The sequence below is a fragment of the Saccharothrix variisporea genome (genome assembly GCF_003634995.1).
GTDB lineage: Bacteria > Actinomycetota > Actinomycetes > Mycobacteriales > Pseudonocardiaceae > Actinosynnema > Actinosynnema variisporeum.
This window is the reverse complement of record NZ_RBXR01000001.1, coordinates 4,779,713-4,796,330: the sequence shown is the minus strand read 5'-3', so window position 1 is coordinate 4,796,330 and position 16,618 is coordinate 4,779,713. Positions and strand designations below refer to the sequence as shown.

Genomic DNA, 16,618 nt, shown 5'->3' with positions numbered 1-16,618 from the left:
AGACGGCCGCCGGCCGTCGCATTGACCACTCGGGGGAGGGGGGTGGCGAGCACGGTCGGCTTCGAGGGGTGCCGACCGGACGCCGCCCGTGGTGAAGGGCGGTCCGCGGTGCGAGGGGGGCATCGCGGACCGCCGACACCCGTGACGTGGAACGATCAGCTCCGGCTGGGGGATGTCGAGGAGGAGGTGACGACCGTGGGAGAGCTGCGCACGGCTGGTGAGCGGCCACCTTGGGAAGGTCTGGACGGGACGGACCGGCACGCCGCCTGCGTCGTCGCCGCCCGCGACGGTGACCGCAGGGCGCTGGACGTGCTGGTCGCGGACCTGACGCCGCTCGTGTGGCACGTCGCGCGCGGACACGGCCTGGACCGCAGCACCGCGGAGGACGTGGTGCAGACGGTGTGGTTGGCCCTGCTGCGCCACCTGGACCGGTTGGTCGAACCCCGCGCGCTGGCGGGGTGGCTCGTCGTGGCGACGCGGCGGGAGGCCCAGCGCACCTGGACCCCCAGTCGTCGGGAAGCGGCGCTGTCCGACGAGCTGGCGGAGCAGTTGGAGAGCGAATACGGGCTGCCCGAGGACGCCGCCCTGGTAGACGACCGGGACCACCGGTTGTGGCGGGCCTTCGGCCGCTTGTCGCAGAAGTGCCAGGAACTGCTGCGACTCACCGTGCTGGCCGGGCGGGCGGAGTACCGCGCGGTCGCCGAAGCACTGTCCATGCCACGCGGGAGCATCGGTCCGACCAGGGGCCGGTGCTTGACGACGTTGCGCGCACATCTTGACGCGGAAGGAGGATCGCGGTGAACGACATCGACCCGCGCGATGACCGCAGAGGCCATGAGGACACCGCTGTCCTCACCGAGCTGAACCGGTTGGTGTACGAGCTGGACGCGCCGCCGGCGGGGCTGGTCGAACGCATCCAGTTCGCGGTGGCCCTGGAGAACCTGGACGTGGAGGTGGCCCGCTGGGAGCGGGCGGGGTCGTTCGCGGGCGTCCGCGGCGGCAACCCGGGCACCATCACGTTCACGGTCGACAACCTGACCCTGATGGTGAACTTCACCTCGACGGGCGCACGCCACCGCATCGACGGCTGGCTCGTGCCCGCGGGCGAGCACACCGTCGAGGTGCGGGTGGCCGAGCACGAGTCGAGCACGACGAAGGCCGACGACGGCGGCCGCTTCGTGCTGTCGGACGTGCCCGCGGGCACCACGCAGATCGTGGTGCACCTGGTGAACTCCCGCGGCGAACCGGGCCGCACGGTGGTCACGCCGACGATCATGTTGTAGCCCGCGGCGGCGACCCCCGCCACCCACCGACCAGCGCCCCGACCGGCACCACGTGCGTGACCCAGTGCTCCGGCCGAACCCCGGCGTGCAACAGGAACGCGGCCGGCTCGTGCAGGTACCCCATCGGCTGCGCCGGCCGGAGAGCGAGCGTGCTCTGCCGGTGGGTGCTGGGCGCGGTGCACACGAGCGTGCCGGCGAACGGCGCGCTCACCACCCGGTGCACGTGCCCGGCCAACACCCGCACCACGCGGGGGTGCCTCCGCAGCACTTCGGCGAGCCGGTCACCGTCCTCGAGCTTCATGCCGTCGAGGAACGGGATGCCGACGTCCACCGGCGGGTGGTGCAACGCCACGACCACCGGCCTGTCGCGCTGGACGATGACGTCGTCCAACCAGCTCAACTGCTCGGAGCCGAGCAACCCGCCCGGGCTGTCGGGCCGCCACGAGTCGAGCACGACGACGCTGAAGGTCTCGTGGTCGACGACGTACCGGGTCTCGTGGGTGCCGCCGAGGAACGGTGTGCCGCCGAAGACGCGGGTCAGGGCCGAGGCGTCGTCGTGGTTGCCCATCACGAGGTGGACCGGGATCGGGTAGCCGTCGAGCAGTCCGGCCAGTTGGGCGTAGGCGTCGTGGCGGTACTCCGACAGGTCGCCCGTGATCACCACGCAGTCCGGCCGGGGATCGATGGCGAGGACCGTTCCGAGTGCCCGGTGGAGGGCTTCCGCGGGGCCGGCCGAGACGGCATCGGTGCGCAAGTGCGGGTCGCTGAGATGGGCGATCGACATGCCCCCATCGCACAACGGGTCCGGTGGCCGCCGCCCCCGACTTCGCCCACAGCACAAACCACCGCGCCGCCGCTGTGCCGCCGCCGCCCGACAAACGGCCGGGTCGGATGCCCGTGACGGCCGTTATGGTCTAGACCATGCTTGAGGTCATTGCACTCGATGCCGCCGATGCCCACGCCGCCCAAGCCGGGGGAGCGCACCGGCTGGAGCTCGTCACCGACATGGCCGCCGACGGCCTCACCCCGCCGCCCTCCCTGATCAGGAGCGTGCTCGCCGCGACCGACCTGCCCGTCCGGGTCATGCTCCGCGACGCCGCCGGGTTCGCCCCGGGCGACCTCGACGGGCTTCGTCGTGCCGCCGCCGGAGCGCGGGAGGCGGGTGCGACCGAGTTCGTGCTGGGGTTCCTCGACGCCCGGCACGAGATCGACGAAGCCGCCTGTCGGGCCGTGCTCGCCGAGATCGACGGGTGTGCCTGGACCTTCCACCGCGCCCTCGACAACTCCGCCGACCCCGTCCGGTCCTGGGACGTGGTGGCCGGGCTCGGGTGCGACACCGTCCTCGCCGCGGGCTCGCCGAAGGGGGTGGCGGAGGGCACGGGGGTCCTGGAAACCCTCGCCCAGCGCCAACAGCACCTCCGGCTGCTGGTCGGCGGTGGGCTCAAGCAGGAGCACGTCGCTCCGCTCAAGGCCCTCGGGGTCACGGCGTTCCACGTCGGGAGCGCGGTGCGGCCCGGCGGGTGGGACGCGCCGCTGTCCGCCGAGAGCGTCCGGACCTGGGTGAATCTGGTCTAGACCGGTCGCCGATTCGGACACTAGCATCCCCGTTGCTTCACATGAAATAGCCGTTGCACGTGACGCAACAAGGGGTCGAGATGCGAGTTGCCACGAAGGCTGCGGTGGCGGGTGTCGCCGCAGTGCTCGCCATGACGGGGTGCGCGCCGGTCCAGTCCGGGCCGGCCGCGACCGGTGCGGACCAGCAGACCGGGCAGCTCCGCGTCTGGCTGTTCGACGAGGTCAACCGGGGGCCCAAGGAGAACGTCGTCAAGGAGGCGGTGACCGAGTTCCAGAACGCCCACCAAGGCGTCACCGTCGACGTCCAGTACATCCAGGTCCAGACCCGCGCCGAGCGCTTCAAAGCGGCCTTCAGCGACCCCAAGAGCGCCCCGGACGTCGCCGAGTTCGGCAACACCGACCTCGCGGGTTACGTGGCCGGCGGCGGGTTCGCCGAGCTCGACCTGTCCGGCTGGAACGACGCCAAGGACCTCCTGCCCGCCGTCCTGGACACCGGCAAGGTCGACGGCAAGGTCTACGGCCTGCCCTGGTACGTCGGCGTCCGCGCCCTCTACTACCGCACGGACGTCTTCACCGAGCTCGGCCTCAAGCCCCCGGCGACCCTCGACGAGATCGCCCCGACCGCCCGCCGGATCCGCGAGGCCAAACCGGACCTGCTCGGCATCTCCGCCGGCGGCAAGTACACCTACGGCGCCATGCCGTTCGTGTGGGCCAACGGCGGCGACATCGCCCGCAAGGACGGCGACAAGTACGTCTCCACCATCGACAGCCCCCAGTCCAAGGCGGGCCTGCGCCAGTACACCGAGCTGATCGCCGACGACATCTGCCCGCCCGCCCAGTGCGCCGGCAACGGCGGCGACGCCAGCGTCGAGGCGTTCCGCGCGGGCAAGGCCGCGATGGTCATCGGCGGCGACTTCAACCGCAAGTCCGTGGACGCCTCCAGCGCCGCCGGCAAGTACGCGGTCGTGCCGCTGCCGGGCAAGACGGCCGGGTCCATCGCGCCCGCGTTCGCCGGCGGCAACCTGCTCGGCGTGATGAAGGGCAGCGAGCGCAAGACGCTGGCCAAGGAGTTCGTCCAGCTGCTCGGCGGCAAGACCTACCAGCGCAAGATGTTCGACGCGATGGGCAACATGCCGACCTTCGCCGACGTGCAGAAGGCCGTCGCCGAGTCGCAGCCCGCCGTCGAGCCGTTCATCAAGACCCTGAACGCGGGCACCAAGTTCGTCCCGGTCACCCCGAACTGGGCCAAGGTCGACGCCCAGGCCGTGCTGCCGACCCTCCTCCAGGAGGTGGCCGCCGCGGGCAACGACCTCGACGTGGCCGCCAAGAAGGCGGCCGACGCGATGAACACGGCGTTCGCTTCATGACCGACGTCCACCTCGACCCGCGCCCCGCGACCGGGGCGCGGGCCCGTCCCGAAGCGCCGCGCGCGCCGCGGTGGAAGCGCCGCAAGTCGGACGGCCCGATCGCCTTCGCCTACCTCGCCCCGGCGCTGTTGGTGCTGGTCGGCCTCATGGGCTACCCGATCTACCAGCTCGTGCTCATCTCGCTGTTCGACTACGGCCAGGAGCAGGTCAGCGGCGGCGCACCGCTGGTCTTCCTCGGCCTGGACAACTACACGCGCCTGCTGGGCGACCCCAAGTTCTGGACCGTCCTGGCCCAGACGGTCGGGTTCGCGGCGGTGTGCGTGGTGGGCACGCTGCTGGTCGGCGCGGCGCTCGCCGTCCTGGCCACCCGCGTGCGCACGTGGGCCCGGATGACGTTGTTCCTGGCCGCCCTCGGCGCGTGGGCGACCCCGACCGTGGCCGGCTCGACGATCTGGCTGTTCCTGTTCGACGCCAACTTCGGCTTCGTCAACGAACTGCTCGGCACCACCGGGTTCTCCTGGACCTACGACCGGTGGACCGCCTTCGGCCTGGTCGCCGCCGAGGTCGTCTGGTGCTCGTTCCCGTTCGTCATGGTGACCCTGTACGCGGGCATCAAGTCGATCCCGGGCGAAGTGCTGGAGGCGGCAGCCCTGGACGGCGCGTCGACGTTCCGCACGGCCCGCTCGGTGATCCTGCCGCTGCTGCGCCCGCTGCTGGTCGTCGTGACCATCCAGTCGATCATCTGGGACTTCAAGGTGTTCACCCAGATCTACATCATGACCAACGGCGGCGGCATCGCCGGGCGCAACCTGGTGCTCAACGTCTACGCCTACCAGCAGGCGTTCGCCGCCTCCGAGTACGGGCTGGGCGCGACCATCGGCGTGGTGATGACCGTGTTGCTGCTGCTGATCACCCTCGGGTACCTGCGGGCGCTGCGGAAGTCGGGGGAGGAGCTGTGAGGCGCGGGGTCGTCGAGGGCGTCACGGTCCTCATCGCGGGCGTGGTGGCGTTCCCGCTGTACTGGATGGTGCTCACCGCGCTCAAACCGGCCGACGAGGTCATCTCCGCGAACCCCCGGCCGTGGACGCTCACCCCGACGTTCGACAGCTTCGTGCGCGCGCTGACCGTGCAGAGCTTCGGCCGCTACCTGGTGAACAGCCTGGTGGTGGCGCTGGCCGTGGTGCTGCTGAGCCTGCTGATCTCGTTCCTGGCCGCGACCGCGCTGACCCGGTTCCGGTTCCGCAGCCGCACGACCCTGCTGGTGATGCTGCTGGTGGTGCAGATGGTGCCGGTCGAGGCGCTGACCATCCCGCTGTTCTTCGTCATGCAGTCGGTGCGGGACGTGGCGCCGGCGTTCGGCCTGAACCACCTCGGCTCGCTGGTGCTGGTGCACCTGGCGTTCAGCCTGCCGTTCGCGATCTGGATGCTGCGCGGGTTCGTCGCGGCCGTGCCGGTGGAGCTGGAGGAGGCGGCGACCCTCGACGGGGCCTCGCGCGTGCGCTTCCTGTGGCAGGTGCTGTTCCCGCTGGTCGCGCCGGGTCTGGTGGCGACGAGCGTGTTGTCGTTCATCCACGCGTGGAACGACTTCCTGTTCGCCAAGACGTTCATCATCTCGGCGGCGGAGAACCAGACGCTGCCGCTGGCGCTCCAGGTGTTCGTCAAGCCCGACCAGAACGACTGGGGTGCGATCATGGCCGGGTCCACGCTGATGACCGTCCCGGTGCTGGTCTTCTTCGTGGTGGTGCAGCGGCGACTCGTCGCGGGACTCGCGGGAGCGGTGAAATCGTGATCATCCCCAAGCCGGTGTCGTTCACGCGGGGCGAGGGCTCGATCGTCTTCGACGGCACGGTGGACGTGCGGCCGTACGACGGCCCGCCCGAGTCCTACCGCCTGACCGTCGGTTTCGAAGGTGTCACCGTCGAAGCGGCCGACGCGGCGGGCGAGTTCTACGCCCGGCAGACGCTGCGCCAGCTCAGCGGCCCGGACGCCTTCCGCGCCGCGCCCATCGGCGGACCGCCGACGCTGCCGGTGTGCGTGGTCGAGGACCGTCCCCGGTTCGCGTGGCGCGGCCTGATGCTCGACGTGGCCCGGCACTTCCTGCCCAAACCGGACCTGCTCCGGTACGTGGACCTGCTGGCCGTGCACAAGCTCAACGTCCTGCACCTGCACCTGACCGACGACCAGGGCTGGCGGTTCGAGTCGAAGAAGTTCCCGCGCCTGCACGAGGTCGGCGGCTGGCGCCCCTCCTCCCGCTACGGCGACCGCCGGCGCGGCGGGCAGACCGGCCGACCGCACGGCGGCTACTACACCCAGGACGACCTGCGCGAAGTCGTCGCGTACGCGGCACAGCGGCACATCACCGTCGTCCCCGAGATCGACGTCCCGGGCCACAGCCAGGCGGCCATCGCGGCCTACCCGGAGCTCGGCGTCAGCGGCGGCGGCGTGTGGACGGACTGGGGCGTGAACCCCAACGTGCTCAAGGCCGACGAGTCCACTGTGGACTTCTACCGGCAGGTGTTCGACGAGCTGCTGGACGTCTTCCCCAGCGAGGTGGTCGGGCTCGGCGGTGACGAGGCCGAAGGCGGTGACGGGCGGTTCGTCTGCCGGATCGCCCAGCACCTGGCGCAGCGCGGCCGGCGGCCGTTCGGCTGGGACGAGGTGCTCGGCGTCGGACCGCTGCCGACCAGGACGGTGATCGCGTCGTGGCGCGGCGAGGACCCCGGCCTGACGGCGTTGGGTCGCGGCCACGACGTCGTGATGTGCCCCGAGGAGCACGTGTACCTGGACTACCGCCAGTCCGACCGCGAGGACGAACCCATCCCCGTCGGCACCGTCCTGACCTGGGAGGACGTCTACGCCTACGAGCCGGCGGCAGCGGACGAGGTGCTCGGCGCACAGGCGAACCTGTGGACCGAGCACCTCGATTCCCCGAGACGGCTGGACTACGCCGCCTTCCCCCGGTTGTGCGCCTTCGCCGAGGTCGTGTGGACCCCCGTGTCCGCCGACCCCGACCGGTCCCGGAACCCCGACGAGTTCCGCTCCCGCCTGGCCGAGCACCACCTGCCGCGCCTGGACGCCCTCGGTGTCGAGTACCGGCCCCTTTCCGGTCCTCGCCCGTGGCAGGTGCTCCCCGGTGTGCCCGGCCACCCCCGCTAGTTCCCCCTGGTCGGCCGGCGACCCCCGTCACCGGCCGACGCTGCCTCACTACGCCTGGTCCGCCTCCTCCTTCTCCGGCACGAGGATCCACATCGCGAGGTAGAGCAGCGCGCCGGTGCCGAACCCGAAGAGGGTCGCGGCGACCAGCAGGATCCGCAGGATCGCCGCGTCCACCCCGATGAGCTCGGAGACGCCGCCGCACACACCCGCGACCATCCGGTCGTTCCGGCTGCGGCGGAGCTTCTTGACCTTGTCGGTGGCCTGGTTGAGCACGTCGTTCGTCATAGCTCAATGGTGCTGGTCAGCGGCTTGCGGCACATCGGGGACGCACCCTGGGAATCCGCTCGGGGTTGAACCAGGACCTTCCCCGGGTCGCTCAGGGTCGCGGACACCGCTGTGCCTCCCAGGTGCCCCAGCGACCTCGCGCCAAGTGGCCATCTGGAGCTGCCGGAACCGCCCGGTGTCGCGGAGACCTTGGATTGGGCGGAAGCCCTCTGGGTCGCACTGGCCACGCTCGGCGCGGTCCTCAAGTACCGGGAGGACGCCAGCGGGCCTTGGCGGCAGGTGCTCACCCCGTCGTCCGGGAGCACAATCGCAGGGTGACCAGCCCTCTGCCGGGGCTCGTGGGGTTCGCGCACGCGCTGCGCGCTGCCGCGCCTCGACCGGTTGATCGTCGGGCATAGCCTGGACGCCCTGCGGCACCTGCTCAAGGAGGTAAGCGGTGCGTGATGTGCTCGTCGAACTCGGCCGTCGGGTGGCGGCGGGGGAGACGGTCGGAGTGGGCACGGTCGTCGCCACGTTCAGCTCGGCCCCCCGGCCGCCCGGCGCGGCGATGCTGGTCGGACCGGAGGGCGCGGTCGTCGGCAGCGTGTCCGGCGGGTGCGTCGAGGGCGCGGTGTACGAGCTGGCGCAGGAGGTCGTGCGCGGGGGCACGCCCGTGTTGCAGCGGTACGGCGTGAGCGACGACGACGCATTCGCGGTGGGCCTGACCTGCGGCGGGATCATCGACGTGTACGTGGAGGCGGTGTCGCGGGAGACCTTCCCCGAGCTGCCGGACGTCGTCGAGACGGTGCGCGCGGAGCAACCGGTGGCCGTCGCGACCGTCGTGGAGCACCCCGAGTGGGTGGGCCGGCGCCTGGTCGTCTGGCCCGACCGCGTCTCCGGCGACGTCCCCTCGGCCCGCGCCCGGGACGCCATCGCCGACGACGCCCGAGGCCTGCTCGCCACCGGCCGCAGCGCGACCCTGCACTACGGCCCGGACGGCCAGCGCCGCGGCGAGGGCATGGCGGTCTTCGTCAACTCCTTCGAACCCCCGCCGAGGATGCTGGTCTTCGGCGCGATCGACTTCGCCGCCGCCGTGGCGAGGCTGGGGACGTTCCTGGGCTACCGGGTGACCGTGTGCGACGCCCGACCGGTCTTCGCGACCAAGAGCCGCTTCCCGGAGGCCGACGAGGTGGTCGTCGACTGGCCCCACCGGTACCTCCAAGCGCAGGCGGAGGCGGGCCGGCTGGACGAACGCACGGTGGTCACCGTCCTGACCCACGACCCGAAGTTCGACGTGCCGCTGCTGGAGGTCGCCCTGCGCCTCAAGCTCGGCTACGTCGGGGCGATGGGCTCGCGGCGGACGCACGACGACCGGATGCGGCGCCTGCGGGAAGCGGGGATGACGGAGAGCGAGCTGGCCGGCCTGTCGTCGCCGATCGGCCTCGACCTGGGCGCGCGCACGCCGGAGGAGACGGCGGTGTCCATCGCGGCGGAGATCATCGCGCTGCGGTGGGGCGGCGGCGGCGAGCGCCTGACCCAAACCAACGGCGCGATCCACCGAACCACTTAACGGCTCCGCCCGCCAGGGCTGCCCTCTCAACACGCACTCGGCGCTCTCTCGGCGCGCTCAGCACGGTTCTTCACGCGCGCAGCGCGGCTTTTGGGCGCGCGCAGCGCGCGGTAGCTCCAGCTACAAGTGGAGGGCCTCGGTTCCCCCACCGTATGGCCTGCCCGAAGGGCTACCACAGATTTCCCGGGGTGCAGCCGAAAGTTTTTGCGAGGAACGAGCAAAAAGTTTTAGCGGCACCCCGGGAAATCTGTGGTTGGCTCCGCCAGGCCATGCGGTGGGGGAACCGACGCCCTTCACCCCCCATCGGTGGTCTCCCCAGCCGGTTTTTGATCTTGAGAGCGCGCAGCGCGTTCGGCTTGAGAGCGAAGCGTTCGCTTCTCAAGATCTTGAAGAGCTCGAAAAGCTTGAAAAGCTTGAAAGCGCGAAAAGAAAAAGCGAAAAGCGCCTCGCCGGCGGGCAGGCCGCCAAGGATGGACGGAAGGACGAGGGCGGGGGCTTTTCCGTCATCCCCGTATGGCCTGGTGGAACCTACCACAGATTTCCCGGGTGCCGCTAAAATTTTTTGCTCGTCCCTCACAAAAAATTTCGGCTGCACCCGGGAAATCTGTGGTAGCCCTTCGGGCAGGCCATACGGGGATGACGGAAAAGCCCAGGCTGAGGAGTGCCGCGCGGCAGCCAAGCGAAAAGCACGCGGGGCGCGTGGCGAGTGGTGCGTGGCGGGGGGCGCGTGCCGGGTGGTGCGCGGCGGGGGCGCGCGGCGGGGGCGCGTGGCGGGGGGCGGGTGGCGGGTGGGTGCAGGGGAGTGCGCGGGGCGCGGTAAGGGCTTGATCACCCGGTCGGGGTGGTGGTGTCGGTGTGGCCGGGGTTGTTCGGCCTGGCGACTGGTAGCAGGCTCGGGTGTGGCCCCCATCACCACCACAGGCTTGGAGGGTTCATGCGGATCACCGTCACCGTGGACGGGGTGAGCTACAGCGACGAGGTCGAGCCGCGGGCGCTGTTGGTGCACCACCTCCGTGACACACTCGGCAAGACCGGCACGGTCGTGGGTTGCGACACCAGCAACTGCGGGGCGTGCACGGTGCACCTCGACGGGCACAGCGTCAAGTCCTGTTCGGTGCTCGCGGTGCAGGCCAACGGGCGTGAGGTCACGACTGTGGAAGGCCTGGCCCGCGACGGGCGGTTGCACCCCGTCCAGCAGGCGTTCCACGACAACCACGCGCTCCAGTGCGGCTTCTGCACCCCGGGCATGATCATGCAGGCCCTCGACCTGCTCGCCGACGACCCCGACCCGGACGACGACGCCGTGCGGCACGGGTTGGAGGGCAACCTCTGCCGGTGCACCGGCTACCAGAACATCGTCAAAGCCGTCCGGGACGCGGCGAAGCGGATGAGTCCCGGTGCGGGCCCCGAGGTCGAGCGGGTCGACGAGCAGCGGTTGGTCGACCGGACGCCCCAGCACCTGGGCGGTGGGGAATGACGGCGACCGCCGAACCCGAGATCGGTCGGGCCAGGCGGCGCAAGGAGGATGCCCGACTGGTCACGGGTGCCGCCAAGTGGACCGACAACATCCAGCTCACCGGCATGCTGCACATGGCGTTGCTGCGCAGCCCGGTGGCGCACGCGCGGATCACGTCGCTGGACGTCACGGCGGCGGTGGCCATGCCGGGGGTGCTGGCCGTCCTGACCGGGCGTGACCTGGCCGACGAGCAGGGCAGTCTGCCGTGCGCGTGGCCGATCACCGAGGACATGCTGGCCCCGCCCGCGCCTTCCATCGCGGTGGACGAGGTGAACTTCGCGGGTGAGGTCGTGGCGGTCGTCGTCGCGCGGACCGCCGCCGAGGCGCACGACGCGCTGGAGGCCGTCGACGTCGACTACGAGGACCTGCCGGTCGTGCTGGACCTGGAGGCCGCGGTCGCCGAGGGCGCGGACCTGGTGCACCCCGACCTGGGGTCCAACAAGAGCGCCACCTGGGTGTACGACTCGGCGGAGGCGGGCACCGGCGGTGACGTCGAGCAGGCGATCACCGAGGCGGAGGTGGTGGTCGAGCGGACGTTCCGGCAGCAGCGGTTGATCCCCGCGTTCATGGAGCCCCGGTCGGTCGTGGTCGATCCCTCCGCGGACGCGGTGACGCTCTGGTCGTCCACGCAGGTCCCGCACATCCTGCGCTGGATGCTGGCCGCCACGGTCGGCGTCCCCGAGCACAAGCTGCGGGTGATCGCGCCCGACGTCGGCGGCGGGTTCGGCGGGAAGCTCCAGGTCACGCCCGAGGAGGTGCTGACCCTGCTGGTCGCGCGCCGGCTCGGGAAGCCGGTGAAGTGGACCGAGACGCGCACCGAGTCCATGCTGTCCGCCCACCACGGCCGCGACCAGGTGCAGAAGGTCGTCCTGACCGCCAAGCGCGACGGCACGGTCACCGGGCTGCGCGTGGAGCTGCTCGCCGACATGGGCGCGTACCTGCGGCTGATCGCGCCGGGCGTGCCGATCCTGGGCGCGTTCATGTACAACGCGATCTACAAGTTCCCGGCCTACAAGTTCACCTGCCACACCGTCTTCACCAACAAGACGCCCACGGACGCCTACCGGGGCGCGGGCCGGCCCGAGGCCACGTTCGCGATCGAGCGGATGATGGACGAGTTGGCCGCCGAACTGGGCGTGGATCCGCTGGAGCTGCGCAAGAAGAACTGGATCAACCACGACGAGTTCCCGTTCGACACCGTCGCCGGCCTCACCTACGACAGCGGTGACTACGAGGCCGCGACCGCGCGGGCGGTGGAGCTGTTCGGCTACGACGCCCTGCGCGCCGAGCAGGACGAGCGGCGCGCGAACGGCGACCCGGTGCAGTTGGGGATCGGCATCTCGACCTACACGGAGATGTGCGGGCTGGCGCCGTCCCGCGTGCTCGGCGCTCTCCGGTACGCCGCCGGCGGGTGGGAGCACGCGTCGATCCGCATGCTGCCCACCGGCAAGGTCGAGCTGATCACCGGCACCTCGCCGCACGGCCAGGGGCACGAGACGGCGTGGAGCCAGATCGTGGCCGACCGGCTCGGCGTGCCGTTCGAGGACGTCGAGGTGCTGCACGGCGACACGCAGGTCGCGCCGCGCGGCATGGACACCTACGGGTCGCGGTCGCTCGCGGTCGGCGGTACCGCGATCGTGCTGGCGGCGGACAAGGTGCTGGCCAAAGCCCGGACCGTGGCCGCGCACCTGATGGGGTGCTCGCCGGACGACGTGGACTTCGCCTCCGGCACGTTCTCCGTGCGCGGCACGTCCACCACGATGTCGCTGGGTGACGTGGTGGTGGCGGCGCACGTCGCCCACGACCTGCCCGAAGGGGTGGAACCGGGGCTCGACTCCGAGGCCGCGTTCGACCCGGTCAACTTCTCGTTCCCGCACGGCACCCACCTGTGCGCGGTGGAGGTCGACACCCGGACCGGGCAGGTGGGCATCCGGGAGTACGTGTGCGTGGACGACGTCGGCAAGGTGGTCAACCCGCTGATCGTGGAGGGCCAGGTGCACGGCGGGCTCGCGCAGGGCATCGCGCAGGCGCTGTTCGAGGAGGCCGTCCACGACGAGTACGGCACGCTCACCACGGCCACGTTCGCCGACTACCTGCTGCCGTCGGCGGCCGACCTGCCGCACTTCACCACCGCACGCACCGAGACCCCGGCGGAGTCCAACCCGTTGGGCGTCAAGGGGGTCGGGGAGGCGGGCACGATCGCGTCCACCCCGGCGGTGGTCAACGCGGTCATCGACGCCGTGCGGCACATGGGAGTGCGTGACATCCAGATGCCGTGCACGCCCATGCGGGTGTGGAAAGCGTTGCAGGGCAAGCAGGTCGAGACCCCGGCGACACCCGGTGCGGGCGGCGGCCTCGGCTCCATCGACGCGCAGGGAGGTGACGCGTGATCCCGGCCGCGTTCGACTACGTGGCGCCCACGTCGGTCGAGGAAGCCGTGCGGGCGCTGGCCGAGGGCGGGGAGGACGCCAAGGTGATGGCCGGCGGCCAGAGCCTGATCCCCGTGCTGCGGATGCGCCTGGCCGCGCCGACGCTGGTGGTGGACCTGTCCGGGCTCAGCGAGCTGACCGGCGTGCACGACGAGGGCGAGTCGCTGCTCATCGGCGCGCTCACCACGCACTACGAGGTGCAGCGCGACCACCTGGTCCGCGAGCACGCCCGGCTGCTCTGCCTGGCCACCGACACGGTGGCGGACCCGCAGATCCGGCACCGGGGCACGTTCGGGGGTGCCCTGGCCCACGCCGACCCGGCCGGCGACCTGCTCGCTCCCGCCCTGGCGCTGGACGCCGTGATGGTGTGCCGGGGCCCGGACGGGACGCGGGAGGTGCCGGCGGCGGAGTTCTTCGTCGACTACTTCACCACCGCCCTGGCCCCGGACGAGCTGCTCACCCACGTGCGGGTGCCCAAGCTGCCCGGCTGGGGCGCGCACTACGAGAAGTTCAACCGGGTCGCGCAGGCCTGGTCGATCGTGGCGGTGGCGGCGGCGCTGGAGGTGTCCGGCGGGGTCATCACCGACGCCCGGGTGGGCCTGACCAACATGGGCCCGACACCCGTGCGGGCGCGCGGTGTGGAGGAAGCGCTGGTCGGGCAGCCGGCCACGGCCGAGGCCATCACCACGGCCGCCACCCGGGCCGCCGAGGGCACCGACCCGACGACCGACGGCAACGCCGACGCCGAGTACCGCACCCACCTGGCCCGGGTGCTCACCGAACGGGCCGTGACCGCCGCGGTGAGCGCATGAAGCTCGAACACCGGTTCACCGTCCCCGCGCCCGTGCCGGACGTGTGGGCGGCCCTGCTCGACCCGCGGCGGGTGGCGCCGTGCCTGCCCGGCGCCACCCTCACCGACGTCGAGGGGCCGAAGTTCAGCGGCACCGTCAAGGTCAAGCTCGGCCCGGTGACCCTGCTCTACAAGGGTTCCGGGCAGTTCACGTCGGTGTCCGAGGACGCGCACGCGGCCATGGTCAAGGCGTCCGGCAAGGACAGCCGCGGCAACGGCACCGCGTCGGCGACGGTCACGGTGACGCTCACCCCGTCCGGCGACGGCACGGCCGTGCACGTGGTGACCGACCTGACCGTCACCGGGCGGCCCGCGCAGCTCGGGCGCGGGCTGATCACCGAGGTCAGCGGCCGGATCGTGGACGAGTTCGCCGATTGCCTGGCGACGCGGCTCGTGCCGGGGGAGGCTGAGGAGGTGACAGCTTCTGCCTCGCAGGCCTCCCGACCGCGGTTGCGGGCCGTGCCCGACGAGCCGATCGACCTGCTGGAGACGGCGGGCGCGCCGGTGCTCAAGCGGGTGCTGCCGGTCGCCGCGGCGGCCCTGGCCGTGGTGTTCCTGGTGGGCCTGCGCCGCAGGCGGCGGCGCTGAACGCGCTGGGCAGGCGACTGGCGTGGCTCGTGCCGGTCGCCTGCCTCGTCGCGGCCTGCACCGGGTCGCCGGTGGTCATCACGTCGTCCCGGCCCGCGCCCACGACTTCGTCGGTCCCGCCCCTGCCGTCGTTCACCCTGGCGGCGGGCGGCGACATCCTCATCCACCCGGCGCTGACCGAGCAGGCCGACGCCGACGGACCGCGCGACTTCGTGCCGCTGCTGTCCGGGCTGCGCGAGGCGATCGACGCGGACCTGTCGATCTGCCACCTGGAGACCCCGCTGTCCGCGCCCGGCGCCCCGACCTACGGCTACCCGGCGTTCAGCGCGCCGCCCGAGGTCGCGAAGGCCCTCAAGACCATCGGCTACGACTCCTGCTCGACCGCGTCCAACCACACGCTGGACCGGGGCGCGGGAGCGATCAAGACGACCCTGGACGTGCTCGACGCGGCCGGCCTGGCGCACACCGGCTCGTTCCGCTCGCCCGAGGAGTCGGCCACCCCGCTGCTGCTGGACGCACGCGGGGTGAAGGTCGGGCACATCTCGTTCACGTACGGCTTCAACGGCATCCCGCTGCCGCAACCGTGGACGGCGAACCAGCTCTCGGTGGAGGGCGTCCTCGCCGCCGCTCGCGCCGCGAAGGCCGCCGGCGCGGAGGTCGTGGTCGCCAGCCTCCACTGGGGCGCGGAGTACCAGCACGAAGCCACCGCCGAGCAGAGGGAGATGGCGGCGGCGATCCTGGCCGACCCGGCGGTGGACCTGATCATCGGGACGCACGTGCACGCGGTGCAGCCGATCGAGCAGATCGGCGGCAAGTGGGTCGTGTACGGCATGGGCAACGAGGTGGCCCGGCACTCCGAGCCGCGCGGGATCACGGAGGAGGGGATCGTGACCCGGTTCAAGTTCGTGAAGGACGCTTCCGGGTGGCGGGTGGAACAGGCGGAGTACGTGCCGACGTTGGTCGAGTTCGGGCCGCCGATCCGGGTGGTGGACCTGACGCGCGTCGAACGCACTCCCCGTCGTGTGGAGGCTTTGCAGCGCACCGAGGGCGTGGTTTCGAGCATGGGCAGCACCATCACCCATCGGTGATCACCAGGTCCGGCCCTCGCGCAGCAGCACGTCCCGGACCAGGGTCACGTGCCGGTTCGGGGTCGCGCCCGCGCGTTGGGCGAGGTAAGCGGTGTTGATCGGCGGGTCCTCGGGCTCCAGCAGGGGCACCAGGGCGCCGGAGGCCAGCTCGTCCGCGCACAGGTAGCGGGGCAGGACGGTGATCCCCGCGCCGGCCACCGCCGCCGACAGCACGCCCCGCAGGTCGGGCATCACCACCGCCGCCTGCGTGGTCAGGCGGACGCCGAACACGTGCCGCCAGTACCGGCGGGCGATGGGCAGGTCCTCGGCGTAGGTCAGCAGCGGCGCCTCGCGGAGGGTGTCCGGGGTCAGGTGCGCCCACCTCGGGGCCGCCACCAGCACGAACTCCTCGTCCATCAGCGGGACGGCGGTCAGGGTGCGCCCGCGGGGGCGCAGGGTCGAGATCACCAGGTCGAACCGGCCCGCCCGCAGGCCCTCCAGCAGCTCGTCGGTCAGCCCGGTCGTGATCCGCAGCCGCAGGCCCTCGGCCACGTGCGGCGCGAGCGCGGGCAGCACCCGCAGGCACAAGATCTCCGCCGGACCGGCCAGGTGCACCGGTTCCGGCGGCGCGGCCGGCTGACCCCGGTCCAGCACCGCCGCCAGCTCGTCCAACGGCCGCGCCACCTCGGCGGCCAGCTCGTCGGCCACCGACGTCGGCCGGACCCCGCGCGGCAGCCGCTCGAACAGCTGCCGCCGCAGGCGCTGCTCCAGCAGTCGGACCTGGCTGGTCACGGTCGGCTGCGACAGCCCGAGCACGCGGGCCGCCGACGTGAACGACCCCGCCCGGTGGACGGCCAGGAACGTCCGCAGTAGCGCCAGGTCCAACCCATCAGCAGGCTTATGGGACATGATGACGATCCTATTGGTGAGCCGATGGCAGTGCGGCCTACCGT

At 71.7% G+C, this 16,618-nt stretch carries 17 protein-coding genes and 1 pseudogene; 14 read left to right on the top strand and 4 right to left on the bottom strand.

The genetic code is table 11. From position 1 onward, the window contains the following. Positions 1 to 195: 195 nt before the first annotated feature. Both DFJ66_RS21430 and DFJ66_RS21425 read left to right on the top strand, forming a co-directional pair. A complete protein-coding gene (locus DFJ66_RS21430) occupies positions 196 to 801 on the top strand; it encodes an RNA polymerase sigma factor (RefSeq protein ID WP_121231529.1) in 606 nt (201 codons plus the stop codon). A 59-nt stretch (positions 802 to 860) separates the two neighbouring features. Next, complete coding sequence (locus tag DFJ66_RS21425; RefSeq protein ID WP_375295941.1) at positions 861 to 1,283, top strand: carboxypeptidase regulatory-like domain-containing protein; 423 nt, start codon at positions 861 to 863, stop codon at positions 1,281 to 1,283. Here the strand turns inward: DFJ66_RS21425 and DFJ66_RS21420 are convergent. Beyond that, on the bottom strand, positions 1,273 to 2,067 hold the full coding sequence (locus DFJ66_RS21420) for a phosphodiesterase (RefSeq protein ID WP_121223447.1): 795 nt from the start codon (positions 2,065 to 2,067) through the stop codon (positions 1,273 to 1,275). The two genes, DFJ66_RS21425 and DFJ66_RS21420, sit on opposite strands and share 11 nt — an antisense overlap. Positions 2,068 to 2,204: 137 nt before the next feature. Between DFJ66_RS21420 and DFJ66_RS21415 the strand changes: the two genes are divergently transcribed. The 5 genes from DFJ66_RS21415 (at position 2,205) to DFJ66_RS21395 (ending at position 7,381) form a co-directional block, all read left to right on the top strand. Beyond that, positions 2,205 to 2,858 (top strand): copper homeostasis protein CutC, encoded by a 654-nt coding sequence (locus DFJ66_RS21415; RefSeq protein WP_121223446.1) that lies wholly within the window; start codon positions 2,205 to 2,207, stop codon positions 2,856 to 2,858. A gap of 80 nt (positions 2,859 to 2,938) precedes the next feature. Next, complete coding sequence (locus DFJ66_RS21410) at positions 2,939 to 4,225, top strand: extracellular solute-binding protein (protein ID WP_121223445.1); 1,287 nt, start codon at positions 2,939 to 2,941, stop codon at positions 4,223 to 4,225. Further along, a complete protein-coding gene (locus DFJ66_RS21405; protein WP_121223444.1) occupies positions 4,222 to 5,184 on the top strand; it encodes a carbohydrate ABC transporter permease in 963 nt (320 codons plus the stop codon). The genes DFJ66_RS21410 and DFJ66_RS21405 overlap by 4 nt, the downstream gene beginning before the upstream one ends. After that, the gene (locus DFJ66_RS21400; protein ID WP_121223443.1) at positions 5,181 to 6,014 is read left to right on the top strand and encodes a carbohydrate ABC transporter permease; all 834 of its coding nucleotides are present in this window, start codon (positions 5,181 to 5,183) and stop codon (positions 6,012 to 6,014) included. The genes DFJ66_RS21405 and DFJ66_RS21400 overlap by 4 nt, the downstream gene beginning before the upstream one ends. Continuing rightward, positions 6,014 to 7,381: a beta-N-acetylhexosaminidase gene (locus DFJ66_RS21395; protein WP_246030228.1), complete on the top strand. Its 1,368-nt coding sequence runs from the start codon at positions 6,014 to 6,016 to the stop codon at positions 7,379 to 7,381. Before DFJ66_RS21400 ends, DFJ66_RS21395 begins: the two co-directional genes overlap by 1 nt. A gap of 48 nt (positions 7,382 to 7,429) precedes the next feature. On the opposite strand, the gene DFJ66_RS21390 is transcribed toward DFJ66_RS21395, so the two are convergent. Beyond that, positions 7,430 to 7,666 (bottom strand): PspC domain-containing protein, encoded by a 237-nt coding sequence (locus DFJ66_RS21390; RefSeq protein WP_121223441.1) that lies wholly within the window; start codon positions 7,664 to 7,666, stop codon positions 7,430 to 7,432. A gap of 153 nt (positions 7,667 to 7,819) precedes the next feature. Here DFJ66_RS21390 and DFJ66_RS44420 point away from each other — a divergent pair. Then, positions 7,820 to 7,984 (top strand): annotated as a pseudogene (locus DFJ66_RS44420) (AAA family ATPase); the annotation flags it as partial. Between the two features lie 118 nt (positions 7,985 to 8,102). Next, a complete protein-coding gene (locus DFJ66_RS21380; RefSeq protein WP_121223440.1) occupies positions 8,103 to 9,215 on the top strand; it encodes an XdhC family protein in 1,113 nt (370 codons plus the stop codon). 169 nt (positions 9,216 to 9,384) lie between these two features. Here the strand turns inward: DFJ66_RS21380 and DFJ66_RS42210 are convergent, their stop codons facing one another. Continuing rightward, a complete protein-coding gene (locus tag DFJ66_RS42210; RefSeq protein ID WP_147459326.1) occupies positions 9,385 to 9,810 on the bottom strand; it encodes a hypothetical protein in 426 nt (141 codons plus the stop codon). Between the two features lie 339 nt (positions 9,811 to 10,149). On the opposite strand from DFJ66_RS42210, the gene DFJ66_RS21375 reads away from it, so the two are divergent. From DFJ66_RS21375 to DFJ66_RS21355, 5 genes are read left to right on the top strand one after another with little or no spacing between them, the layout of a single operon-like run. After that, positions 10,150 to 10,692 carry a (2Fe-2S)-binding protein gene (locus tag DFJ66_RS21375; protein WP_121223439.1) on the top strand — a complete coding sequence of 181 codons (543 nt, stop codon included), beginning with the start codon at positions 10,150 to 10,152 and terminating at the stop codon, positions 10,690 to 10,692. Beyond that, complete coding sequence (locus DFJ66_RS21370) at positions 10,689 to 13,121, top strand: xanthine dehydrogenase family protein molybdopterin-binding subunit (RefSeq protein ID WP_121223438.1); 2,433 nt, start codon at positions 10,689 to 10,691, stop codon at positions 13,119 to 13,121. Before DFJ66_RS21375 ends, DFJ66_RS21370 begins: the two co-directional genes overlap by 4 nt. Then, entirely contained in the window at positions 13,118 to 13,972 is an 855-nt protein-coding gene (locus tag DFJ66_RS21365) for an FAD binding domain-containing protein (protein WP_121223437.1), read from the top strand. The genes DFJ66_RS21370 and DFJ66_RS21365 overlap by 4 nt, the downstream gene beginning before the upstream one ends. Further along, positions 13,969 to 14,598, top strand: a complete 630-nt coding sequence (locus DFJ66_RS21360; RefSeq protein ID WP_121223436.1) for an SRPBCC family protein — start codon at positions 13,969 to 13,971, stop codon at positions 14,596 to 14,598. The genes DFJ66_RS21365 and DFJ66_RS21360 overlap by 4 nt, the downstream gene beginning before the upstream one ends. A 29-nt stretch (positions 14,599 to 14,627) precedes the next feature. Continuing rightward, positions 14,628 to 15,686, top strand: a complete 1,059-nt coding sequence (locus tag DFJ66_RS21355) for a CapA family protein (protein WP_246029847.1) — start codon at positions 14,628 to 14,630, stop codon at positions 15,684 to 15,686. Here DFJ66_RS21355 and DFJ66_RS21350 read toward each other — a convergent pair whose 3' ends face one another. Further along, positions 15,687 to 16,574 (bottom strand): LysR family transcriptional regulator, encoded by an 888-nt coding sequence (locus DFJ66_RS21350; protein ID WP_121223434.1) that lies wholly within the window; start codon positions 16,572 to 16,574, stop codon positions 15,687 to 15,689. Positions 16,575 to 16,618 lie beyond the last annotated feature (44 nt).